This is a genomic window from Modestobacter lapidis, assembly GCF_054780755.1.
This window is the reverse complement of the sequence record NZ_BAAGVS010000030.1, coordinates 21,585-44,090: the sequence shown is the minus strand read 5'-3', so window position 1 is coordinate 44,090 and position 22,506 is coordinate 21,585. Positions and strand designations below refer to the sequence as shown.

At 70.2% G+C, this 22,506-nt stretch carries 23 protein-coding genes, 1 tRNA gene, 1 pseudogene and 1 other annotated feature; of the genes and pseudogenes, 8 read left to right on the top strand and 17 right to left on the bottom strand.

Features of this window, described 5'->3' with window-relative positions:
* Nucleotides 1-92 precede the first annotated feature (92 nt).
* Complete coding sequence (locus ACYVG5_RS19950; protein WP_222050406.1) at nucleotides 93-242, top strand: hypothetical protein; 150 nt, start codon at nucleotides 93-95, stop codon at nucleotides 240-242.
* An 87-nt stretch (nucleotides 243-329) separates the two neighbouring features.
* Entirely contained in the window at nucleotides 330-2,006 is a 1,677-nt protein-coding gene (locus tag ACYVG5_RS19945; protein ID WP_222050393.1) for an IS1634 family transposase, read from the top strand.
* 246 nt (nucleotides 2,007-2,252) lie between these two features.
* Here the strand turns inward: ACYVG5_RS19945 and ACYVG5_RS19940 are convergent, their stop codons facing one another.
* The 4 genes and pseudogenes from ACYVG5_RS19940 to ACYVG5_RS19925 form a co-directional block, all read right to left on the bottom strand.
* Nucleotides 2,253-4,127 carry an esterase/lipase family protein gene (locus tag ACYVG5_RS19940; protein WP_222050392.1) on the bottom strand — a complete coding sequence of 625 codons (1,875 nt, stop codon included), beginning with the start codon at nucleotides 4,125-4,127 and terminating at the stop codon, nucleotides 2,253-2,255.
* Nucleotides 4,124-4,504, bottom strand: coding sequence for a hypothetical protein (locus tag ACYVG5_RS19935; protein ID WP_460683478.1), 381 nt, complete (start codon nucleotides 4,502-4,504; stop codon nucleotides 4,124-4,126). The genes ACYVG5_RS19940 and ACYVG5_RS19935 overlap by 4 nt, the downstream gene beginning before the upstream one ends.
* A 355-nt stretch (nucleotides 4,505-4,859) precedes the next feature.
* Nucleotides 4,860-5,006: pseudogene (locus ACYVG5_RS19930) on the bottom strand (IS3 family transposase); the annotation flags it as partial.
* A complete protein-coding gene (locus tag ACYVG5_RS19925; protein WP_222050389.1) occupies nucleotides 4,939-5,382 on the bottom strand; it encodes a transposase in 444 nt (147 codons plus the stop codon). The gene ACYVG5_RS19925 and the pseudogene ACYVG5_RS19930, both read right to left, overlap by 68 nt.
* A 207-nt stretch (nucleotides 5,383-5,589) precedes the next feature.
* Here ACYVG5_RS19925 and ACYVG5_RS19920 point away from each other — a divergent pair, with 207 nt between their 5' ends.
* Both ACYVG5_RS19920 and ACYVG5_RS19915 read left to right on the top strand, forming a co-directional pair.
* Nucleotides 5,590-6,135 carry a DUF4352 domain-containing protein gene (locus tag ACYVG5_RS19920; protein WP_460683475.1) on the top strand — a complete coding sequence of 182 codons (546 nt, stop codon included), beginning with the start codon at nucleotides 5,590-5,592 and terminating at the stop codon, nucleotides 6,133-6,135.
* Between the two features lie 512 nt (nucleotides 6,136-6,647).
* Nucleotides 6,648-8,315 carry a hypothetical protein gene (locus ACYVG5_RS19915; protein WP_222050387.1) on the top strand — a complete coding sequence of 556 codons (1,668 nt, stop codon included), beginning with the start codon at nucleotides 6,648-6,650 and terminating at the stop codon, nucleotides 8,313-8,315.
* Between the two features lie 478 nt (nucleotides 8,316-8,793).
* Here ACYVG5_RS19915 and ACYVG5_RS19910 read toward each other — a convergent pair.
* From ACYVG5_RS19910 to ACYVG5_RS19900, 3 genes are all read right to left on the bottom strand, one after another.
* Nucleotides 8,794-10,043 (bottom strand): IS3 family transposase gene (locus tag ACYVG5_RS19910; protein ID WP_246631016.1). Its coding sequence is split into 2 segments (ribosomal slippage): nucleotides 8,794-9,764 and nucleotides 9,764-10,043, totalling 1,251 coding nucleotides; the frame shifts between segments, so codons are not numbered across the junction.
* Nucleotides 9,637-9,765: a sequence feature (AL1L pseudoknot), on the bottom strand. Its footprint overlaps the gene before it by 129 nt.
* A 33-nt stretch (nucleotides 10,044-10,076) precedes the next feature.
* On the bottom strand, nucleotides 10,077-10,778 hold the full coding sequence (locus ACYVG5_RS19905; protein WP_222050386.1) for a hypothetical protein: 702 nt from the start codon (nucleotides 10,776-10,778) through the stop codon (nucleotides 10,077-10,079).
* 29 nt (nucleotides 10,779-10,807) lie between these two features.
* Entirely contained in the window at nucleotides 10,808-11,419 is a 612-nt protein-coding gene (locus ACYVG5_RS19900; RefSeq protein ID WP_460683474.1) for a hypothetical protein, read from the bottom strand.
* 232 nt (nucleotides 11,420-11,651) lie between these two features.
* Here ACYVG5_RS19900 and ACYVG5_RS19895 point away from each other — a divergent pair, with 232 nt between their 5' ends.
* A complete protein-coding gene (locus ACYVG5_RS19895; RefSeq protein WP_222050385.1) occupies nucleotides 11,652-12,317 on the top strand; it encodes a prepilin peptidase in 666 nt (221 codons plus the stop codon).
* Between the two features lie 150 nt (nucleotides 12,318-12,467).
* On the opposite strand, the gene ACYVG5_RS19890 is transcribed toward ACYVG5_RS19895, so the two are convergent.
* Nucleotides 12,468-13,745: a coiled-coil domain-containing protein gene (locus ACYVG5_RS19890; protein WP_222050384.1), complete on the bottom strand. Its 1,278-nt coding sequence runs from the start codon at nucleotides 13,743-13,745 to the stop codon at nucleotides 12,468-12,470.
* A 168-nt stretch (nucleotides 13,746-13,913) separates the two neighbouring features.
* The gene (locus ACYVG5_RS19885) at nucleotides 13,914-14,216 is read right to left on the bottom strand and encodes a hypothetical protein (RefSeq protein WP_222050383.1); all 303 of its coding nucleotides are present in this window, start codon (nucleotides 14,214-14,216) and stop codon (nucleotides 13,914-13,916) included.
* Between the two features lie 350 nt (nucleotides 14,217-14,566).
* On the opposite strand from ACYVG5_RS19885, the gene ACYVG5_RS19880 reads away from it, so the two are divergent.
* Nucleotides 14,567-14,830 carry a hypothetical protein gene (locus ACYVG5_RS19880; RefSeq protein ID WP_222050382.1) on the top strand — a complete coding sequence of 88 codons (264 nt, stop codon included), beginning with the start codon at nucleotides 14,567-14,569 and terminating at the stop codon, nucleotides 14,828-14,830.
* A gap of 233 nt (nucleotides 14,831-15,063) precedes the next feature.
* A complete protein-coding gene (locus ACYVG5_RS19875; protein WP_222050381.1) occupies nucleotides 15,064-15,267 on the top strand; it encodes a helix-turn-helix domain-containing protein in 204 nt (67 codons plus the stop codon).
* A gap of 55 nt (nucleotides 15,268-15,322) precedes the next feature.
* Here the strand turns inward: ACYVG5_RS19875 and ACYVG5_RS19870 are convergent, their stop codons facing one another.
* A complete protein-coding gene (locus tag ACYVG5_RS19870; RefSeq protein WP_222050380.1) occupies nucleotides 15,323-16,573 on the bottom strand; it encodes a tyrosine-type recombinase/integrase in 1,251 nt (416 codons plus the stop codon).
* Between the two features lie 108 nt (nucleotides 16,574-16,681).
* Nucleotides 16,682-16,754 (bottom strand) — tRNA-Asn (locus ACYVG5_RS19865).
* 134 nt (nucleotides 16,755-16,888) lie between these two features.
* Between ACYVG5_RS19865 and ACYVG5_RS19860 the strand changes: the two genes are divergently transcribed.
* Nucleotides 16,889-17,125, top strand: a complete 237-nt coding sequence (locus ACYVG5_RS19860; RefSeq protein ID WP_222050379.1) for a hypothetical protein — start codon at nucleotides 16,889-16,891, stop codon at nucleotides 17,123-17,125.
* A 97-nt stretch (nucleotides 17,126-17,222) separates the two neighbouring features.
* On the opposite strand, the gene ACYVG5_RS19855 is transcribed toward ACYVG5_RS19860, so the two are convergent.
* The 6 genes from ACYVG5_RS19855 to dusB all read right to left on the bottom strand — a co-directional run bounded on the left by ACYVG5_RS19855 (nucleotide 17,223) and on the right by dusB (nucleotide 22,491).
* The gene (locus ACYVG5_RS19855) at nucleotides 17,223-17,801 is read right to left on the bottom strand and encodes a phage holin family protein (protein ID WP_222050378.1); all 579 of its coding nucleotides are present in this window, start codon (nucleotides 17,799-17,801) and stop codon (nucleotides 17,223-17,225) included.
* Nucleotides 17,798-19,687, bottom strand: coding sequence for a DNA primase (gene dnaG, locus ACYVG5_RS19850; protein ID WP_222050377.1), 1,890 nt, complete (start codon nucleotides 19,685-19,687; stop codon nucleotides 17,798-17,800). Before dnaG ends, ACYVG5_RS19855 begins: the two co-directional genes overlap by 4 nt.
* On the bottom strand, nucleotides 19,687-20,163 hold the full coding sequence (locus ACYVG5_RS19845; RefSeq protein WP_222050376.1) for a hypothetical protein: 477 nt from the start codon (nucleotides 20,161-20,163) through the stop codon (nucleotides 19,687-19,689). Before ACYVG5_RS19845 ends, dnaG begins: the two co-directional genes overlap by 1 nt.
* A 9-nt stretch (nucleotides 20,164-20,172) precedes the next feature.
* Nucleotides 20,173-20,796: a YdcF family protein gene (locus tag ACYVG5_RS19840; RefSeq protein WP_222050375.1), complete on the bottom strand. Its 624-nt coding sequence runs from the start codon at nucleotides 20,794-20,796 to the stop codon at nucleotides 20,173-20,175.
* 82 nt (nucleotides 20,797-20,878) lie between these two features.
* The gene (locus ACYVG5_RS19835) at nucleotides 20,879-21,334 is read right to left on the bottom strand and encodes a hypothetical protein (protein ID WP_222050374.1); all 456 of its coding nucleotides are present in this window, start codon (nucleotides 21,332-21,334) and stop codon (nucleotides 20,879-20,881) included.
* On the bottom strand, nucleotides 21,331-22,491 hold the full coding sequence (gene dusB, locus ACYVG5_RS19830) for a tRNA dihydrouridine synthase DusB (protein ID WP_222050373.1): 1,161 nt from the start codon (nucleotides 22,489-22,491) through the stop codon (nucleotides 21,331-21,333). Before dusB ends, ACYVG5_RS19835 begins: the two co-directional genes overlap by 4 nt.
* Nucleotides 22,492-22,506: the final 15 nt, after the last annotated feature.

Here is a 22,506-nt window from a genome sequence, read left to right as displayed (position 1 = left end):
CGTAGAAGTTGAGGTGGCGGTCCCCCGCCCGCACCGGCCGTGAGGTAGGTGTTGGGCGTCCGCCAAGACACCACTTCGAGCAGGGGACCGCCGTGACCAAGAAGTACCAGAAGGACAAGATCGACACGCCTACCGGCGACGGGTTCGTCGTCCCGGAGCGGGTGAGCGTGGCGATGGCCGAGATCGCCGGCTCGATGCGCGAGGGCCTGCTCGCCCTCCTGACTTTGCTCACGTCGCCATGATCGTTTCTGCAGCGGCTCGCTGACCTGCGGGGACGCGTCGGCTTGGTATGTATTTCACGCACTAAGCGGGCGGCTTAGGGTCGTGGGGTGGCGTTCATCCGGCGGGTTCGGACCGCGTCGGGGGCCACGGCGGTGCAGGTCGCGGAGTACTCGGGAGGTCGGCAGCGGATCGTCGCCCACGTCGGTTCGGCGCACACCGACGCCGAGCTCGGGGTACTGATGGAACGGGCGCGGGAGCTGCTGGCCGACCCTGCGCAAGAGATGCTCGACCTCGGTGTGGAGCCCATCCCGCAGGTGGTGCCGCTGGTGGGCGCGCCGTCCAGGCAGGGCGCCCTGGATCTGGCCACGGCAGCCCCGGTGAAGACCGGGCGTGATGGCGCCGGCCGGGTCGTGAGCACCGGGTCACGGCTGCTGTACGACGCCCTGGCCTCGGTGTTCACCGCGCTGGGCTTCGCCGAGGTCACCGATGAGGTGTTCGCCGATCTGGTTCTCGCACGGATCGTGGAGCCCGCCTCGTTGGCCGACGCCGGTCGGGTGCTGCGCGATCTGGGCCGGACCCCGGCGAGCTACGCCACGATGAACCGCGCTCTGCGGCGGGCCAGGAAGGACGGCTACCGCGACCGGATCGCCGCCGCCTGTTTCACCCACGCCGCCGTCAGCGGGGACCTGTCGCTGTGCCTGTACGACGTGACCACGTTGTACTTCGAGGCCGAGAAAGAAGACGACCTGCGCAAGGTCGGCTACTCCAAGGAGCGCCGGGTCGACCCGCAGGTCGTGGTCGGTCTGCTGGTCGACCGGAACGGGTTCCCGCTGGAGATCGGCTGCTTCGAAGGCAACAAGGCCGAGACCGCGACCCTTGTGCCGATCATCGAGCAATTCCAGCAACGGCACTCCCTGGCCGACATGGTCGTGGTCGCCGACGCCGGGATGCTCTCAGCGGCCAACCTGCGCGCACTGGATGACGCGCAGTTGCGGTTCATCGTCGGCTCCCGGGCGACCAAGGCCCCAGTGGATCTGGAGTCGCACTTCCACTGGCACGGCGATGCGTTCGCTGACGGCCAGGTGATCGACACCATCACCCCCATGACCAACAGGGGCAAAGGCAGCGGCGGCAAGAGCGGCGGGGGTAGCGAGAACGACATCAGCCGCAGGGCCGAACCAGTGTGGGACCCCGCGGCACATCCCCGGTCGTGGCGGGCGGTGTGGGCGTACTCGGCCAAACGCGCAGCCCGGGACCGCAAGACTCTCGCTCTGCAGGAGACCCGGGCCCGGGAGGTCGTCGCCGGCGAACGCGCTGCTCGCACCCCGAGGTTCGTCAAGACGACCAACGGCAGCAGGTCGCTGGACGAGGGGTCCCTGGCCCGGGCACGAGCCCTAGTCGGGTTGAAGGGCTACGTCACCAACATCCCCGCGACGATCATGCCCGCCGGCGAGGTCATCGCCAGCTACCACGACCTCTGGCGGGTCGAGCAGTCCTTCCGGATGTCGAAGACCGATCTGCGGGCCCGGCCGATGTTCCACCACACCCGCGACGCGATCGAGGCCCACCTGACCATCGTGTTCGCAGCCCTCGCCGTCGCCCGAGAAGCCCAGAACCGCACCGGGCTGGCGATCGGCAACCTCATCCGTCAACTCCGGCCGCTGCGCTCGGCGACCATCGCGATCAACGGCACCACCCAGACCTTCGCTCCCGCCATCCCCGCACCCCAGCAGGCGATCCTCGACGCGCTCCGAAGTTCGGGACGTCACGCACTAAGCAAATGAGCAAAGTCAGGCCTGATGGAGGCTCGCGATCCACGTGAGCATGCGAGTCGTGGCGGCACCGAGGAAGTTGCTTGGCGGCTTGGCGGCTTGGCGGCTTGGCGGCTTGGCGGCTTGGCGGCTTGGCGGCTTGGCGGCTCGGCGGCTCGGCGGCTCGGCGGCTTGGCGGCTTGGCGGCTTGGCGGCTTGGCGGCTTGGCGGCTTGGCGGCTTGGCGGCGGGGTGCGCCCGCCTGGCGTCGGTCCGTACATCAGCGGTCGGGGCCGTAGTAGACGATGCCCTCGTCCACGATGTTCGCCACCACCTCGGTCGGCTCCCCGCCGGTGTTGGCCACCGTGAAAAGCGTGTTTGATGTGTTACCCGGCGGGGTCGCGCAGAAAGCTATGGATGTGCCGTCGGTTCGGTACCGCCCCAGCCCGATTGTGTACTGCGTATCGGGCAGAAGCTCCTCCCCGCCCGTGTAGTAGTTCCACCATGCTGGGGCGAATTCGGACGAGTCGATGAGTTCACCTGAAGCGATTCGATACTTGTTATTATTGTAATTGGCAAGGGTTACATACCAGCCGCCGTCGCGGTACAGCGAAAAGCCGGTGGCCTCTTCGGCGGGGCCTTCCTCCTTGAGGGGAAAAACATGATTTTCGCCCATGTCGTTCTTTACGACGTACGACTCGTTGCCCGGAGGGAGTTCGACCCACCATAGGCTTCCGTCCGCGGTGTAGAGCGCATCGAGCACCCTACTCGGTGGCGCGGCGCCAAAGCCGGTCGGGGCAGCCGGCACCGGGCCAGCGAAGGAAAGCGACGAGTCGCCGAGGGACACGCTGGCCGCGACCTGTCGACCGTCGGGGAAGACGGCCACGCCCGGGACCGACGCGAAGTCCGGCCCGAAGTTCTGAAATGAGTAGTCGCCGGTATCTTCGTCGTGCTGACCGAATGACACCGTTCCCGCGGATGTCGTGTATTGGCCGCCCAAGTCCAGGGGCGCTTGGACAGTGTCCAACACATTGCCGGAATCAGTGTCGTACACGGTCAGATTGTTGAACTTCTCGTCCGCATGACAGGTCACGATGATTTCGGTGCCGGTCGCGCTGGTTTGCCCCATTGGGCTGGAGGGGATCGGCGGCTGGTACTCGGCGACGAACTGAGATGTGGCGGAGACGAAGTCGATGTAGGAGGTCTCGCTGCCGTGCCAGCACGACCCGAACTGCTCGATGCCGGCAGCCGGGACCTTGAGCACTGGCGCGGCGACGAAAGACCAGGTGCCGCAGTCGACGACGACCGGTGGGACGTCGTCGGTGCCGACGGTTGCGGAGTCCACGCCGACCACCAGGTCGCCGGCCTTCATGCTCAGCGGTGGGCCAAAGAACTGCCGGACGCTGAGCGTGGTCTGGCCGGCGACGGCGTGCACCTCGAGCTCGGCGGGGAAGGCCGGCAGCTCGTTCAGTTGGGAGGAGCCCGGCACAAAAGCCTTCGACGCATTGCTGGTGGACAGTGCCCGAACGTGGTCACACACGTCCTTCGCTGGAGCACCGGCGGTCTCGCCCACCCAGCACAGCGCGCCGAGGGCGCTGCCGACTCCCGTGTGGGCGCCGCTGCCAGGGGCCTCCAGGAAAGAGCCGGCATTCGGCGTGCCCAGGGTGACGACCATGCCGACGCGCTCGGCGTTGCCCGCGTATCCGCTGCATTTCTCGTCCAGAGCGCAGCGGGTGGCCAAGCCGCCCATGGAGTGGGCGACGATGACGACCTTGCCCGTGCCGCCCTGCTCGGCTGACGCGTTGCCGTAGCAGAAGATCGTCGCACCGAGCCGTGGCCCGATGTCGGGGTTGGTCACCCACTCGTCGGAAACCTCGCCATAGTCGAAGGCGCGCACGGTGACGCCCTGAATGAGGCTCAGCGTGGAAATCATCGCGCCGTCGCCGCCGGTCCAGGCGTGCACACCGGAGTTGTAGCCGTGCACGAGCAGGACAACGGTCTGGGTGCCGATGTTCTGCCGGCCGGGAGCGACGTCGTTGCACAGCGCGTCCGAGGCGGCGGGCAGCGCGGCCGCCGCCGCCCCCACCCCGGGAAGGGTGGCCGCCAGCAGCGCCAGCAGCGCCACCCACAGCCCGCGGCGCAAAGCTGCGATCACTGGGGCACCGTCGCGAGTACGTGCCACTCCTGGTTCTCATAGACCAGGGCGACGAGGAACTGACCAACCTGCGGGCCGGACGCGCTGGCCTGGACGGTGGCGTATCCGGGCTCTAGCCCGGAGACGAACGTGGCCGGATCAATGGTCAAGGTTCCGCCGGCGGGTACGAGGGGCGCTGCCGCGGCCTCATACTCGGCGCGAACGGCCTCCGCAATCGCCGGCGCCACGACCGCCGGGTCAGGGTCGGCCAGTTGCCCGGCCAGCTGCTGGGCCTGCTCCTCGGTCAACGATGGCGCGGCCGGCGGGTCCGCGACAGACGCCTCCTCCGACGACCGGGTGAGCAGGAGCACCGCGGCGATGGCTGCGAGGGCCACCACGGCCAGGACCGCGAACAGCGGAAGCCGCGTCCGAGGTCTGCGCGCTGACGGCCGGCCGGACCGGCGTGAATCGTGCGACGTGGTCATGCAGCACCGCCCATCCCCCGTGACCGCCTTCCGGCCCAGGAAGCATCCGGAAGTTGCTGGTCGAGGTCAAGGCCTTGTTGTGCGACGCAAAGACCGCTCCAGCAGCATGGGTGGGCTCCGGCTGCCACGAGCCCTCCCAGGAGCGCAGATAGGTTATGTCGGCGACCCAGAGCTGGTTGGGCGCGGCCGCGGTGAAGTTGCGTTGGACCCGGTCCGGGGCCGTCGCGGTGGAGCCGGCGCGACGGCCGTACTTGCCCCGTCGCCGGCGATGGATCGCTTCGATGCCGCCGACGCGCATCAGCCGGGCCGCCCGCTTGCGGTTCCAGACGTGCCCGCGGTCGCGGACCTCAGCAGTCAGTCGACGGGCGCCATAGACCCGGCGATGGTCCACCCACGCTTCCCAAGCGGCCTCGATGGCATAGGCATCGGCGAGCTCGGCGCCCATGGGCCACCAGTGCCGATGAACGGTTCGAGCTCGCCCGGCTGCGACGCAAGGTCGCCGAGCTGGAACTCGAGCGCGCGATCCTGAAAAAGCCGCGGTCTTCTTCGCTCGGTCTCAGTGCGGCCGGACCGTCGGCCCGCTGCCGACGTTCGGCGGCGACCCAGTTGCGCAGCTTCTCGTGGTTGTTCCCCAGCTCGCCCGCCACGTCACGGACGCTGCGCCTGCTGTCCAGGACCAGCTGCGATGCTCGCTGCCGGAACTCCTCGGGGTACTTGCTCTGTCGGCCCCCCCGGGGCCCTTCTTCCCTGGCTCGCGCCAACTCTGGAGGTGTGCAGCCGATGGGGGTCACTTCAGAGGTCTACGCCGACGTAGTCATCGCGACTGTCGCTGACTGCAACGCCGACACGTTCAGTTCCGCACGCCGGGATCCACTCACGTCAGCATCAACCTGCCGCACGCCTGACGTACCGGAACTCATCCGACTCGTCAATACGAGCCGGGCCTGACGCTCGGTCAGTCTGTGTACAGCAGATCGCACATCGATAAGAATGCCCAAATGACCACGATCAGGACTAGCGCGCTTGCCTTTTGCGCGGCGGCAGCGCTCATATTATCGGCCTGCTCAGAAGGCGACGCTGGCGCTGACTCGGCCGGTGACGCGCCGGTGGAGCCTGCGTCCTCGGGCCCAGACTTCCAGGGCAAGACGGGCAACGATGTAGCGTCTGAGCCCGCCACCGTGATCACCCTCGGCGAGCTGGACCTCGTTGCGACGGCACTCTATCCGCCCCCCGGTCATGTTCAGTCGTTAGACAACCTCACGATGCTCTGCACCACCGTCACAATCATCAACAACGGCGAAAATACGTTGAGCTTTAGCAACTCCGACTGGGTTCTACAAGATCCGTCCGGGGCATCTCGCAGCGTCACGCGACTAGAGACCGCGGGTCACTCTGGCGCCGGCTTGCTCGGCTCGGGTCGTCTGGCTCCAGCCGAGAAAACGTATGGTGACGTCTGCTTTGACAACACGGGCAACCCTGCGGGCCAGTTTGTGGTGCTGTACGAGTCGTCTGGCAGCCGAGCGGCGTGGGTCATCCAGCGGTAAGGGCAAGGGTGGGGCGGCCTGGGAAGATGAGCGCCTTACCGTTCCCCGCGTTGAGGCCAATGGGGAAGCCCCCAACCCTCCGGCTGCGGCGGAGTGCCGTCCATGAGCGGAGCTACCCGTGGGCACCGAGCGGTGTAGTGGACCGCATCAGCGGGGATAAGGCGCTGATTACCCGCCAAGCGCCCTCTTCCTCGGCTGCCGGGCATGGAGCAACCACCCTCTGCCCCCGTGTGGCCGGTGAGCTGACCGAGGCCGCGCCGGAGGAGCAGGCGGAGCCGTCGTCGGTACGGGCTGCGCGGACATACCTACTTTGCCCATGCGGATGACCCGCCCAGGGGCGGTGACCGCGTGCTTGGATGCGCGGCATGCCGCTACGGGGGGCACTGGTGTTCAAAGCAGCGCAGCGAACTCGTCGGCCGTGGCTCGTGCTGCCGTTGGTCGCCGTGGTGGCGCTGTCCAGTTGTACAAGCTCAGGGACTCCTCCGCCGGCCGCCGATCCAGACAGGACCTCGGTGGCGGTGGACGTCAACTCGGAAGCCACGCTGAAGATGCCCGGTGGCGCATCCGTGGCCGTGCCCGCCGGAGCGGTCAGCGGTAGCGGCGAGCTGGTGGGCAGCGTGCTCGCCTCACCACCGGCGTCAGCCGCAGGCCTGCCTGTCGGAGTTGCCTACGACTTCCGCCTCACCGGCACCCAGCTGACCGGGCAGGTGACCCTCACCCTACCCGCTCCGCCCGCTCCGGCCGTCGAGGGCGATCCCGGGCCGGATGCCGCGCTGATGGCCTACTACGACGAGAACGTCGGCGACTGGACGACGGTGCCGTCGACCTACGACGCCGCGTCTCAGACGGTCTCCGCCCAGTCGCCGCACCTGTCCTCGTGGCGGCCGTTCCGGCTGGACTTCGGGCCGGTCAAGAACGCTATGACGACCGGGCTGAAGAAGATCTTCAATGTCGAGGACCACGCCCAGCAGCCCACCTGCCCGGGCGTCGATCAGCTCGAGGCCGAGGGCTTCGTTGTCGGCACCGACCACCCCGACGTTCCCATTCTGAAGAGCTGCGCCGGAGTCAATGACGGGCTTGCGCAGCTGCGGATCGCCAACAACCGCGGTTATGCGCTCAGCGTGGAGTTCCCGGACCAGTGGACCTCTTCGGTGACCAGCGCCGACGAGGCCGACAAGACGATCGCCGCCTGGGTCGCGGAGAAGATCGCCGCCCCGCCTCACGGCCGCAAGATCGCCATCGTCCCGCCCGGCCAGGCAATCACCCTCACCGCTCAGGGCAACCAGAATCCGATTGCCACGGTCACCATCGACAGCAACGCCTATCTGGCCTCTGCATTCCTGTACGGCATCGACACCCTCGCCATGGTGCTGGGCAAGATCCCGGGGGCGAAGTCGCCGTCGCCGTCGGCCCTCGCGAACGCCGCGAAGACGCTGTTCACTTCTAGCCAGTGCATCCGGCAGGGCATCGACCTCACGCACGCCGACCCATCCGATGCCGCGGGCGTGGCCGACGTGTTCGTCAGAACGTACAAGTTTGCCATTGGCTGCCTCCAGGACCAGTGGGCGATCGCCTACGGCATCACCGGCGGCCTCGCCGCATTCCTGCTCGGCGCTGTCGAATGGCTCATCAGCGGTGTGCAGCAGCTCCTGCAGGGCGTAGTGGGGACCGTCGACAGCATCCGCTACTTCAACGGCATCAAGTTCTCCGTCGAGGGAGCGACCGCCCGAGGCGTCACCAGCGCCGAGCTGCAGACAGCCCCCGTTCCCTCACTGTGCGAGCACCCGGCTGGCCGACTTATCGACGGCAGCCTTCCCGGCCTCGGACCCACCGACGGCTACGTCGACCTTCAGGTGCCACCCGACCCGGTGCTGGCCGACCTCACCGGCGACGGGGCCGGTGACGCCGCTGCGGTGGTCGGCTGCAGCGCCGGCGGAGTCGCCTGGCCGGACACTGTGGTGTTGTGGGGGCCGGGTCCCACCCTGCTCGGCTCGGTCGACATGTCGAGCGTCACCCCCGACGAGCACGCCACGGTCAGCGGCCTAGACATCACTGGCCGGGAACTGCTGGTCACCTGGAGCACCTACAGCGGCGCCGGGGACAACATGGTTGCTTGGATCGGACGGCTGCACTGGGACGGGACCCAGGTGCAGCTCCTCGAGGTGACCGACGGCGGTTGAATGCTAACGCCACGCGGGGAGACGACCTGCCAGGGGTTTGTCTTCTGTGCTGCTGTCGCAGACCGACCCGCGCCGCCCGCGCTTCATGAAGGGTGTTCTTCGGTAGGCAGACGACGGCCACGGGACCGTGTGCTTGCAGGGATTGGAGAAGCACTAGTGGTGTGCTGCTGACCGGGGGTTCCTCCAGCCGGCCGATTACAGGCCGACACGAGAACGAGGAAGGAGGTACACGGCGAAGAACGCATCGCGCGCCGACAACAACTGTGGCGACCCGGGAGTCCCACCCGGCGCTCCCGGTGCCAAGGAACCGTTCGCCGATGGTGACGCTCCAGCCTTACCAGCCCCCGTCATCGCTGCTTTCAGGTCCGATGATTACCGGGCGGCTATCGGCGCGAACTCGAGGTGGCCGAGATCCTCGACGGGTTGGGCGCTCACCACCACGCCCAGGTGCGCTCATGCAGATTGTCTCGCCCCGGGTTTAGTGGAGGCTCGGAACTGACGCGGCGACGGTAGTCGCCACGGGATTGTGCCGGTAGAAGGTGTCCTCGTGCTCGGCCGGTGGGATCAGGCCGATCTCGCCGTGCAGGCGTCGGTGGTTGAACCAGTCGATGTACTCGGCGACGGCGATCTCGAGGTCGTCGATGCCCTTCCAAGGTCCCTTGTTGCGCACCAGTTCGGCCTTGAACAGGGAGTTGAACGCCTCGGCGAGGGCGTTGTCGTAGCTGTCGCCGGTGGAGCCGACCGAGGCCACGGCGCCGGCCTCGGCGAGGCGCTGGGTGTAGCGCACCGCGACGTACTGGACGCCCTTGTCCGAGTGGTGAATGAGGCCGCCGAGGTCGCGGCCGGTCCGCCGGCGGGTCCAGATGCCCATCTCCAGGGCATCCAGGGCCAGGTCGGTGCGCAGCGACCGGGACAGCTGCCAGCCCACGACGCGGCGGGAGTGGACGTCGATGACGAAGGCGGCGTACACCCAGCCGGAGAAGGTGCGGCAGTAGGTGATGTCCGCTACCCAGAGCTGGTCCGGGCCGGTCGCGGTGAACGCCCGGTCGACCAGGTCCGGGCGGGTGTCGGCGCCGGTGCCGGGCACCGTGGTCCGCGGGCCCTTGGCCCGCGTGATGCCCCGCAGGCCGGCGGAGCGCATCAGCCGCTCGACGGTGCAGCGGGCCACGGCATGGCCCTGCCGGCGCACTTCGGCATGCACCTTGCGCGCGCCGTAGACCCCGTAGTTGTCGGCGTGCACGCGCTCGATCACCGCGGTGGCTGCTGCGTCGCTGACCGACCGCGCCGACGGCGGGCGGGTGCGGTGCGCGTAGTAGGTGCTCGGGGCGATCTTCGCGCCGGTCTCGGTGAGGACGCGGCAGATCGGCTCGACCCCGTGCTCGAGCTTGTGCTGATCGATGTAGTCCACGATCAGCGGGAGGGGGGGTCGAGCTCCGCCGCGAAGAAAGCCGACGCGCTCTTCAAGATCGCGTTCGCCCGGCGCAGCTCCCGGTTCTCCCGTTCCAGCTCGGCCAGCCGGGTGGCGTCATCGGTCGTTGTCCCGGGCCGGCGGCCTTCGTCGACTTCGGTCTGGATCACCCAATTCCGCAGCGTCTCGGCGTTGATGCCCAACTGCTCGGCGATCCGCTTCAACGCCCCGGTCCGAGTGGCCGGGTCACGCCGCGCGTCGACCGCCAGCCGGATCGCCCGCTCCCGCAGCTCGTCGGGGTACTTCCTCGGTGCCGCCATGACTCTCATCCTCACGTGGATTGAGAGCCTCCATCAAACCCGGGGCGAGACACCTGGGCACGACACCGTGGCAGCCCCATCGCCCGGCGTGAACGACAGCGCTGTCGGCGTCACGCTCACCTCGGCCCACATGCCTCCGGCGTCGGCCCGCGCGGTCAACGCTCGGAACGATCCCGGGTCGGTCCAGAACCAGGTGTAGGCGTTGACGACCGTGAACGGCTGCCCGCCTTGCAGGGTGCCGGCCGGATACCGGCCTGTCGTCGGTGACGGCACCGTCAGCGTGCTCAACGCCTGTTGCGCGAGCACCGCGGGATCGACCGCGGCTGGAGCCGTCGGCGGGGTCGCCGACCAGAAGGTGAAGCCGTTGGTGCCGGGGAACGCTCCACCGCCGGTGTAGGAAAGGCAGCTGTAGATGGCACCATCCGTGCGACCGCCCCAGATCGGCGAGTCCTTCGGAGGCTGTTGGACCATCGCCTCCACGTAGCACTGCATGTCCTGTGACCACCATGCCTGGCCGTCCTGGCAGGGAATGACGGTGCCGGAGGGGCTGACAGTGCAGACAGCCGCAGGCGTGCCGCCATCCCCGTCGGGTGTCGTCGCGGCCGGTGGGGCCGCCGTCCCAGGGGCATCCTCGGCCGTCTCGACTTCGACCACACAGATGCCATGCGAGTCGTACTGCTGGCAGGTCGCCGGATCAGCGACAGCAGTTGGCGAAAGGACCAGCGAGGCGTACACGCACAGCAGCACTCCCGCCAGGACGAGGACTACCCGTCGCATGACTCCGCCTGCCTGTTCGGCGCCTCGCTGACCCGCCACGACGACGTGTCCGGATAGTTCGGGTTCACCACGGTGAGTTGCTGGACGAGGTACCGCGGACGACCTGACGGCACGATGGACGCCCCGGAATCATCGACCGCGTCCACCTCGCCCACGTCGACGCAGGCGGTGACGACGACGGTCGGGAAGACAGGTGACGGCGAAGCGGCGGGATTGTTGGAGAGGTCGACGCTGACGGCAGACGCGCTCATCAGCTGCGACCGTCCGGTCTGGCGGTATCCCTGGGAGCGGAACTTGCCGATCGCCGTGGCCTGGGCCGTGGCTTCCGGAGCCACCGCGACCTGGTGTACGCCGTCGAGCGGGAGCGACGGGTCGAGGTACAGATCGTCGATCGTCCCGAGGTAGTCCGGAACGAGCGCGACCGCCAGTGCCTGCGCTTCCTCGGCGGGGCTCGGAGTGGTCGGCAAGGGGCTCGGCGTCTGGGAAGGCGCCGTCCCGGAGGTCGGCGAACTCGGGCCGGCGTCGGACGACGAACAGCCGGAGACCGTCAGCGCCAGGATCGCTGCGGCCACGCCTGCCGTCGCGCGCATCACCGCCATGCCTGATCACCCCCGATCGCGTCACCGTCCGTCGACCGAGGTTGCCCTCCGGGTCGAGCGGACGTGTGACCACCGTCTCGTTCCCACCCTTTCGGGTGACAGTTTGTCGCTGAGTCCGTCACTCGCCCTCCCCGTCTGGGTGTATCGCGCGGTCCTGACACGCTCCCGCACCGGAAGCTGGGATGGCGCAGATATCCACAGGGTCGCCCGGCGACGATCAGGACAAGCTCCCGTGGAGGTCAAGGGTGGCCCTCAGCGGATGAACGGCACGTGGATGGTCGCCTCAGCGGCGGGGGCGCTGGTCGGCGCCACCGCTACGCCCTGGCTTACTACTCGCGGGCTCGCGCAGCTGTCACGGGTCGAGGCTGTCCGGCCGGGCCTATTGCTGGCCAGCGCCGCCGCCGGCGGCGGGGCGGGAGCCGCAGCGATCGTGACGTCCCACCGTGCGGAGGCGTGGTGGCTGGTGCCTGCGCTGCTGGTCTGGGGATGTGCCTTGGTCGCTGCGGCCTCCTGTGACGCGGTCACCCAACGCATCCCGACACCACTCGTCCGGCAGGCCGCGGTCGGCACCGGCATACTGCTGACCGTCGGTTTCGCCGTGCACGGTGACTGGCGGAGCCTGCTCACCAGCGGTCTCGCAGCTGCGGCGGCGGGGGTCGTCCTGCTGTTGTGCTGGCGGTTCGCGGGAGCAGGGTTCGGCGACGTCCGCCTGGCTGTGCTCGGTGGTCTGGGTCTCGGACACGCCACGCATCGCGGCTTGTTGTTGGCCCTCGCCGCCTTCTCCTTGATCACCGTGACGCAGGCCGTGGTCACCTTGATGCGCGACGGGGACCGCCGGAGCACCTTCCCCTACGGCCCTGCCCTCGCGGCCGGCTTTCTGCTCGCGGCCACCCTCTGACTGTGACGTCCAGCCGAAACCCTTGGCGGTGAGTTCGCCGAGCAGCATCTTTGGCACGGCAGCAGGGCGCCGGTCCCAACCGGGCGATTCATCGCCGCTTCCATCACCGCGCAGGGCGCGTAGGACGAGCTCGGCCACGCTGCCCCGGTGTCAGTCACGGGTCTCTTCGGTTTCTGTGGCCGCGATCTCGCCTCGACGCCGTGCGCGTCCCGCGTGCAACTGGGAGCGCCGCGCCTTGGTTGTCACGGCGTTGTCGAGTCGGGCTTCGGCTCGGTCGGCTTTGCTGCGCTGCACGCGGGCGTCGTCGCGCGCCGTGTTGAGTTCACCGCGCAACTCGGCGAGCTCCTCGCGCAGTCGTCGGTTCTCCTCCTCGTGACGGGCACGCAGGTCGTCGACTCGCTCGTGGCCATGGGTCTTCTCGCGCTCGGCGTCGTGTACGGCGGCGTCCCGCTGGGCGGTCATCGCCGCCAGCCTGCCGCGCAGGTCGCTGGCCTCGTCCCGGAGGTCTGCGGTTTGCCGGTCAGCCTGCGCCAGGCCCCGACGTACCGACTCGACCGCATCCTCGGCACGAGCAGCGCGCGCTGACTCGGCGTCCGCCCGCTCGACAGCGTTGCGGGATCGCTCTTCTGCCTCGGACTGCGCGGCCATCGCGGCTTCCGCTCGTCGGATCGCAGCGTCGCGGTCGCCGTGTGCCTCGACCAGCCGCGCCTCGACGACGGTCAGCTTTTCCGCGAGATCGATCAACTTCGCGGCGGACTGCTCTCGCTCTGCGTCGACGGCCGCGAGGGCGTCGGCCAGCTCGGCGTTCAGTCTCTCTCGGTCGGTCTCGGCCTCCGTTAGCTGCTGGCGAGCCTCTTCGAGCCGGGTACGAAGCTGCGCGCTCAGCGCAGAGGCATCCTCAGCAGCGGCGTCGGCCTCCGCGCGCTCGGCCTCGGCGCGCTGCTGTGCTTGCTCGGCCCGGCTGGCGCGAGCCGCGGCGGTCGCAACCTGCTCGGCCGCCTCACTCGTCACGATCTCGATCTGCAGCTCGGCGGCCTCCGGGTCGGCCACCGTCCGCAGCTCCTCGAGCAACACCTGCAGCTGCTGATCCAAGTGCTCGATCATGCCGGCGACCTGGCCGTGCAACTCACCTGCCCGCTGTCGCGCGGCATCTATCGGCCGCTGCTCCATCCCGGCCGCGGACTGCTCCGTGCGCGGCCGGCGGCGGGCGTGCCAGGCGGCGGTCCGATTGTGCGCGCTGTCGTCGCAGTACTCCGGCGGCCGGCCTACGCCGGATTGCGAGTCCGCCGTCGGACGACGGCAGCCCGGGAATCGGCAGATTCGCTGTTCGGTCTCAGTTGCGTCGCTCATAACGTAAAGCTGCACCGACGTAATGACGACGGAACGGTTCTCCGACAGTTCCTGTGGACAGTGGGTCTGCTTCCACATCCCCTGATGCGGGCGCCTTCGCGCCCATTGAGGGCGACCCAGGCACCCGTCCGGTGCCCCGGGTCGGATACGTGCCGATTCCCCACTCAACTGCGGCGATCAGTTGTTCGCCGCCGGGCCGGCGGCTTCGGGCGGCGTAGAGGGTGGCCGCGAGGAGCGCGGGCATGCTCACCAGCGGCCTGGCGGCAGGGAGCTGAGACCGAGGTCGAGGGCGACTCCCAACTCAAGGTCGGCCACCACATCGAGTAGGAGGTAGGGGTCTACGACATCAACGGCGGCCAACACTGCAATGGCCGGGTCCGAGTCAGTGACGGTGAACTGGGACGCCCCGACGGCGGTCAGGCCTGCGGCGGTCAATCTCCTGGGAGGAAACGAGATGGAACTGAGGGAGCCTGTTGCCTGGGCGCCGGGGATGTCATTGCTGGCTGACACGGGGCCGGCCGCCTGGGTGGAGAGGGCGCTGGCGTCCACCGCCGGCACCCGTAACTGGACCGTGGCGACGATGGTGCCGTCCGTGTTCGCCGCCTACGCCCGTGTGCTCCCTCCTACTACAACCGGGACGACGAGCACGGCGAGCCGCGGCACAGGTGGTCGGAGATCGCCGCCCACACCGGCGTGCCGCTCACCGCCGAGACACACTTCGACGCCCTCGTAGCCGGGTCAGACCACTGGGGTCGGCCGTCCGACGGCGGCCTCGACGCTCGGGAGACCGAGGCCCTCGCCGACATCCTCTCCGGCTTCACCGGGACACCGGAGGATGCCTACTTCTGCCTCTGGAGGGCTTCGCCCTCGAGGAGACCGAAGCCTGGAAAGACCGGCCGATGCGCGTCCGGGTCCCTCACCGGGCCTGCCACCTGCTCGCCGGACCGGTCTCCGCCACCCCGGTGCTGCCGACGCCACTGGAGTGGCGGTGCGCGAGCCGCTGGTGGCCGGCCGATCGGGCCTGGTTCGTCGCCACCGAGACCGACAACTATCTGACCTACGTCGGCGGGAGCCGCGCAGCGATCGACGCGATCCTCACAGCCCCCGCGCTCGACGCCGTGGCGGTGGACCCCTCAACGCCTGTCGACCCCAGCTACGGCTGACCTGGTCACCACGTGCTGGTGTTGGAACCTGTGCCAGATGAGTTTGCGCGCACGCGCCGGTGACCATGAGCGCACCCCGGCCGGTCCCATTGTTGCCGGCGCAGAAGCCCCGGTGCGGTCGTGTCGGGTTCGCAGTCTCCTACCGATACGCGATCCAGATGAGCTGTCGATACCTCGGCCTACCTTGCGCTGTGACCCACCCGGCCCGCGTCACGAGCCCCAAGGAGTGCGCCATGGACAGCCCCGATGACCTGCTGACCACGGCCGAGGTTGCCCAGATCATGCGCTCGCCCGTCTCCACGCTGAGGTACTGGCGGCATCTCGGCACCGGGCCGCAAAGCTTCCGTGTGGGACGACGCGTGGTCTACCGGCGCGCCGACGTGACCGCGTGGCTACATGAGCAGGCGGAAGCAGGGCGCGCCGAACGAGCGGGGTGAGCGGCGGGAGTGAGCGCCGCCCCGCCGTCGTGCCAGGACTTCACGGCGACGCAGCTCAGCGGTCCAGCACCTTCGCCGCCTCGGCGCTGACGACCTGCCGGCCGAAGTAGACGTCGAGCGTCATCGACGGGTTGGCATGGCCCAACTGGTCGGCTACCTGGCGCGGGCTGAGGCCGGCCTCGTCGAGGCGCGTGGCGACGGTCTTGCGGAAGGTGTGCGAGGTGACCCACGACCAAGGCCCCTCCTCGCAGCGGATGCGTCGCCCGCCTGCCCCCGCCCTGAACGAGCCGTCCTCGTCGAGCTGATAGCCCGTTCCGCCGCAGGTCTCGCACTCGAACGAATCGAGCAACTGGCGGAGGTCTCCTGAGACGTTCGACGGATCCCGCAGGGCGCCGGTCAGCGGCGGCGGGAAGACGACCTGAGCGTCCGTCTGCCGGCGAGCACTCGCCCGCCGGTCCTCCAGCATCCGGACAGCGAACTCGGGCAGCGCGATGATCCGCCAACCGGCGGTGGTCTTCGGCCGCGGTTGGATCGTCAGCCCTGCGCCTGGAAGGCGGACGACGGTGGCGTTAACCTCCCACGTCCCAGCGTCGAGGTCGAGAATTGGCTTGCCGTCGCCGTTGGTCCCGTACCGCAGACCCAGCGCTTCGCCGATCCGGCAGCCGGTGGCAAGCATCCAGTCGACGAGGTCGGGCAGGTCGAGCTCGGTCGCGCGGTCGCTGGTCCGAAACAGCTCGACGAGTCGACCTGTCTCTGCTGCAGTCAGTGCGCGCGGCGCTCGCTTGCCGGTACTGATCTTGGCAGTGGCGTCACGGACCGGATTGACCGCGACAGCGCCGTCCTGGATCGCCAGCGCGAACATCCCGGAGAGGCATGCCCGCGCTGTCTTGGCCGCCCCCGGTCCGCTGCTCTTGGCGATGGCGGCCAGCGCCCGGCTGACCACGCCGGACGTCACTTCGCGGATGCAGAGCTGACCGAAGGCAGGCTTGACCTGCTTGTTGACCACCGACCTGTAGGTGCGCTGCGTCCCGGTCGACCAGCCATGGTCGGCCTCGATCCACGCCTCGGCCAACGTGGCCATTCGGGTTCCGGCGGTGATCGCGCCGACGCCACCGGGCGCCTGGCGACTGGTGAGTTCGGCTTTCAGCGCCCGCTCGGCGGCGGCGCGCGATGGGCCCACCTTGGACACGAGCCGGACCCGGCCGTCGAAGTCGCGGAACTTCGCCCGGGCCTTGACCTGACCGCTGGGCTGGGCGATGAACAGGACCTTGCCGTACGTGCCGAGCGGTAACGGTGGCCGGCCCACGGCATCCTCCTCATCCGTTTTGGATGCCTAAAGGATGCCCGACCGACAGGAATGACGCCAGAAGCAAGGCGCTGACCGGCAAATTTGCTGGTCAGGGCCTTGATGAAGCTCCCCCGAGTGGACTCGAACCACTAACCCTGCGATTAACAGTCGCATGCTCTGCCAATTGAGCTACGGGGGAACGGCGGGGTGACCCGCACGCGTCAGAGAGGTTACCCCACCGGGCGCTGGGTCCGGGCAGGGGTCTCTCGGCGGGTCGCCGCCCCGCTCCGCCGGTAGCGTGACCACTCCGCCCGACACCCTGGAGGTCCCCCCGTGGCCAAGCTGTCCTTCCTCGCCGGATTCGGCGCCGGCTACGTGCTCGGCGCCCGCGCCGGCCGGGAGCGCTACGAGCAGATCCGCCGCACCTACCACTCGGCCAAGGAAGACCCGCGCCTGCAGAGCGTCGCCGGCATGGTGCAGGCCCGCGCCGACGCCGCCGTCGACTCGGCCAAGTCCCGGCTCGGCCAGGAGCCGAGCCCCCGCCCCGGCCAGGAGCCCGGCCCCCGCTGACCACTCGAGCGCCCGAGCGCCACGGCATGCGACGCGTTCCGTGGCTGCTCGGGCGGAACGGGTGGGCGCTCGGCGCAGCCGAGGCGTGGCACGCCCGTCAGCGGCTGGGGTCGTCGGCGGCCAGCGCGGCCGCCAGCCGCTCCCGGGCGGTCTCCCGGGCAACCGGGTCGTCGCGGTCGGCGTCGTCGTCGAACACGACCGTCCACTCGCGCGCCGCCTGACCGGGCACCCGGCGGGCGACCAGCAGCACCGAGCTTCCGTTGGGCAGCGGGTGCCGCTGGCTGTGCACCACCGTGCGGTCGACCCGAGAGCGCAGTGTCCTCGGCAGCTCCCCCGCCTCGCGCAGCACGTACTTCCGGGCGGCCAGCCGCGCCTGCACCCCCGGCTCCACCTCGGCCAGCGGGGTCACCGTCAGCGTCCCGCCGTCCCGGGCCGCTGCCCACCGGGCGGTCCCGACCTCGTGCCACGGCAGGACGGCGACCTTCCCCGCCGCCGGCAGGTCCAGGTCCGCCGGCACGCTCCGCAGCCCGCGCGAGGTGGCCACCAGCCAGCCGCCGTCGGCCAGCACCCCCCAGGCGAGCACCCGCTCGTCGGCGTCCGGTGACGCGGCGACGACGGCCCGGACCGGCTCCGGTGGCCGAGCGAACCGGGCCCGCACCCGTTCGATGAGCGTCACGGCGTCAGTCCGCCCGCGGCCCGCTTGCGCAGCGATATCGCCAACTGCTCCAGGTCCATCAGCTTCTTGAACAGCTTCATGTACTCGTCTGCCTGCTCCACCGGGTTCATCCGCTGCAGCCGGCCCTTGGTCGCCGCGATCTCCCGCACGGTGGCCATCTCCTGCAGCCGGGCCATCAGCGCGTTGACGTAGATGACGTCGTTCTCCCCCACCGACCGCAGCGGCTCGACCGCCAGCGCGGTGAGCATGCCCCGCGCCGAGTCCTGGGCGCAGTGCGCCGAGACCTCGTCCAGCCAGGCGGGGCCGGTCACCGCGGCACCTGCCGCTCCGCCCGCGGCGGCGATCGCCGCCGCCACCGCCGCGTAGTCCGGGCTCGTGTAGGCGTGGGCGTCGACGGCATCGAACTGCGGCCCGGCGATCTCCGGGCACTGCAGCGCGGCCTTCACCGCCTCCCGCTCGACCTCGAGGGCGGCGTCGTCCGGCGTCCGTTGGGCGGCCCGCTGCCGCGGCCGCGGACGCTCCCCGCCACCGTCACCCCCCGCCAGCCGCCGGACCCGCTCGATGACCTCGCCCTCGTCGGGCAGGCCGAGCATTCCGGCCAGCCGCCGGGCGTAGGCGGGCCGCAGGGCGTGGTCCTTAACCTGGGCGAGCAGCGGCGCGGTCTTGTCCAGCGCGGCGAGCCGGCCCTCGACGGTGTCCAGGTCGTAGCCGGCCAGCGTCGTCCGCAACACGAACTCGATCAGCGGCGTTCGCCGGGCGACCAGGTCGCGGACGGCGGCATCCCCGTGCGCCTGGCGCAGCTCGCAGGGGTCACGCCCGTCGGGCTCGACGGCGACGAACGTCTGTGCGACGAAGCGCTGGTCCTCGGCGAAGGTCTTCATGGCCGCGGCCTGCCCCGCGGCGTCGCCGTCGAAGGTGTAGACGACCTCACCGCGGAACTCGTCCTGGTCCATCAGCAGCCGGCGGAGCACGTTGATGTGCTCGGCGCCGAACGCGGTGCCGCAGGAGGCGACCGCGGTGGTGACACCGGCGATGTGGCAGGCCATCACGTCGGTGTAGCCCTCCACGACGACGGCCTGGTGCCTGCGGGCGATGTCGCGCTTGGCCCGCTCGACGCCGTAGAGCACCGTGCTCTTCTTGTACAGCGGGGTCTCCGGGGTGTTCAGGTACTTGGGGCCGGGGTCGTCATCCATCAGCTTGCGGGCGCCGAAGCCGATGACGTCGCCGGTGATGTCGCGGATCGGCCACAGCAGCCGGCGGTGGAACCGTTCGATCAGGCTGCCCCTGGACGACTCCTTGGCCAGGCCGCCGGTGACCAGCTCGGCCTGGGTGAAGCCCTTCCCCAGCAGGTGCTTGGTCAGCGAATCCCAGCCGGCCGGGGCATAGCCGCAGCTGAAGTCGATGGCGACCTGCTTGTCGAAGCCGCGCTCGGCCAGGAACGTCCGCGCCGGCGACGCCTCGGGGGTCATCAGCTGCGCGGCGTAGAACTCGGCGGCCGCGGTGTTGGCAGCGACCAGCCGGGCGCGCTGCCCGACGCCGGCGCGGTCCGGTCCGCCGGTGGGGCGGCCACCGTCGTCCTCGTACTGCAGCTGCACCCCGGCCCGGCCGGCCAGCAGCTCGACCGCCTCGGAGAAGGACAGGTGGTCGATCTTCTGCACGAAGGAGATGACGTCGCCGCCTTCCCCACAGCCAAAACAATGAAACAGGTTTCTCGTCGGGGTGACCTGGAACGACGGTGACTTCTCGTCGTGGAACGGGCACAGCCCCTTGAGGCTGCCGCCGCCGGCGCGCTTGAGCTGCAGGTGCTCGCCGACGATGTCGTCGATCTTCGACCGCTCCCGGACCAGCGCGATGTCCGCGGCCCGGATGCGCCCCCGCCCGGCCATCAGGTCGCCGCCGCGGCAGCGTTGCGCCGGATGGCCACGAGCTCCAGCCAGAGCAGGAAGACCTGGGAGTCCAGCGGAAGTGCGGGATCGGCGGTGAGGGTCGGCCTGGGGTTCCAGCCGCGGGTCCGGCCGCTCTCGGCGAGCTTGCGTCCACTGGCGGAGAACCGGCGCGTGCCCTTCCACCTCGACACGGTGTCGACCTCCACCGGAACGCCGTCCAACTCCACCGACCACGCGCCCTTCCAGAACGACTCCTCCCGGGCGCGCAGCCGGACGGCGTCCTCCGGCTCGGCCGCCCACCGGCCGGTCAGCTCCCGTCCGCGCTTGGTGAACATCCACGACCGCGACCCGACCTCGGCCGTCGCGGCATCCTTCCAGCTCGACGCGCGCAGCGTGGCCACCCCAACGCCGTCGGAGAGCACCGGCACCGTCCCCTTCGCGGTGCCGTGCGCCCCGGACCTGCCCAGCTCGAGCACGCCTCCTCCTCAGCCGATCCCTGGGGCGCCGGCGACGCTCTCGCCGGTGGCCCGGTAGAGCAGGTACGCCGCGGTCTCCCGGACGATGTAACGGAACTGCGTGGCGCGGGTCTGCACGGCCGGACCCTGCCGGGTCGGCGAGCTGGTCGCGTCGATCCCGGCGTCCTCGGCCATCCGCTCGGCCCGCATCGCGTGCCACGGGTCGGTCACCAGCACGGCCGTGGACCAGCCCCGCTCGGTGAACGCCGCCGCGACCGCCCGCATGCTCTCCAGCGTGTCGCCGCCCTCGGGCACCGCCAGCAGTGCGTCGGCCGGCACCCCCGCCGCCGCGAGGTAGTCGCGACCGGCCTCCGCCTCGGTGAACGCGTCACCGGCGGCCTTGCCGCCCACGGTGACCACCACCGGCGCGACCCCGGCCTCGTACAGCCGCAGCGCGTGCTCCAGCCGGGCCTCGAAGATCGACGACGGGACACCGTTGTACTGGGCGGAGCCGAGCACCACGATCGCATCCGACGACGGCCGGGCGTCCTGCCGTGCCGTCCACCAGATGGCCAGCCCGGTCGAGCCGACCAGCAGCACGACGGCGGTCACCGCCGCACCCACGAGCCGGCCGACCAGTCGTCCCCCGATCACCACCACAGGTCATGGGTACCACGGACCCACGGCACCGGCGCCGACTCCTGGGGACGGTGCGTCGCCGTCCCCGCGCAGGTGCTCAGCCGGCGCTCGTGCCGCAGACCTTGGTGCCGCCCTCGGGCACCACGAGCAGCTCCGTGGTGACCGCCCCGGCACCCTCGCCCCACCGGACGTCGACCAGCTGGGCCGGGCCGTCGTCGTGCTCGGTCTCCGCAGCGCCGACCACCGCCGGGGTGCCCTCCTGCAGGTACGCGTCGGCCAGCTCCTCCGGCAGCAGCCGGGCCCGCTCGTCGTCGCACAGCAGGTCGTAGGCCGTCTCGACGTCGCCCTGCGACAGCGCCGCGGTGAAGACGGTGGCGACCTCGCGGGACTGCTCCTCCCCCGACCCCTTGAAGAACAGGATCCCGCCGACCATCAGGACGGCGATCAGCACCGTCGACCCGAGCAGCGCCACCAGCAGCCCTCTGCGCTGGCGGGGCTCCCCGGTGTGCAGCGGGGCAGGGTCGTCGTCGTACAGGAACGGGCCGGTGCTCATCCGCCACTCACCATCAGCTCGGCGCCCTTCGGCGGTCGTGGGTCGTCCCGGTCGTCGAGCCAGCCCTCGGGCAGCGCGACCGGGCGGGGCGGGCTGGTGCGGCCGCGCGGCGCACCGAGCACCGCCAGCGGGTACGGCTGGTCGGGGATGCGGTCGAGCAGCTCGGCGAGCTCGTCTAGGCCGCTGACCATCGCCAGCGCCCGGCGGACGTCCGAGCCCACCGAGAAGCCCTTCAGGTACCAGGCGACGTGCTTGCGGAAGTCGGTGCAGCCGTGCAGCTCGCCCTGGTCGGCCGACAGCAGGGTCGCGTGCCGGTGCATGACCGCGGCCACCTCCCGCAGCCCGGGCAGCGCGCGGGACGGCGAGCCGGCGAAGGCGGCCGCCAGGTCACCGAACAGCCAGGGCCGGCCCAGACAGCCCCGGCCGACGACGACGCCGGCGCACCCTGTCTCGGCAACCATCCGGAGGGCGTCGTCGGCCTCCCAGAGGTCGCCGTTGCCCAGCACCGGGATGTTGACCTCCTCGACCAGCCGGGCGATGTGCGACCAGTCGGCGGTGCCGCTGTACAGCTGGTCGGCGGTGCGCCCGTGCAGCGTGATCGCCGCGGCGCCCTCGTCCTGGGCGATCCGGCCGGCCTCGAGGTAGGTGACGTGGTCGGCGTCGATCCCGACCCGGGTCTTGACGGTGACCGGGACGTCGCCGGCCGCACCGACGGCGGCCCGCACGATGTCGGCGAGCAGCCGGCGGCGCCACGGCAGGGCCGACCCGCCGCCCTTGCGGGTCACCTTGGGCACCGGGCAGCCGAAGTTGAGGTCGATGTGCGCCGGCCGGGTGCCGGCGACCCGCTCGTCGACGAGCATGCCCACCGCGCGGGCCACCGTGGCCGGGTCGACGCCGTAGAGCTGCACGCTGAAGGCGTCGGCCTCGTCGGTCGTGGCGCGCACCATCTGCAGGGTCTTCTCGTTGCGTTCCACCAGCGCGCGGGTGGTGATCATCTCGCAGACGTAGAGGCCGGCCCCGAACTCCCGGCACAGCGTGCGGAACGCCGGGTTGGTGATGCCCGCCATCGGCGCCAGCACCACCGCTGGGTCGACCGTGAGCCGCCCCAGCTGCAGCGCCCGCGGGGTCGTCGCACGCTCGAGGGTGGGGGTGGTCACGCCATCCAGGGTAGG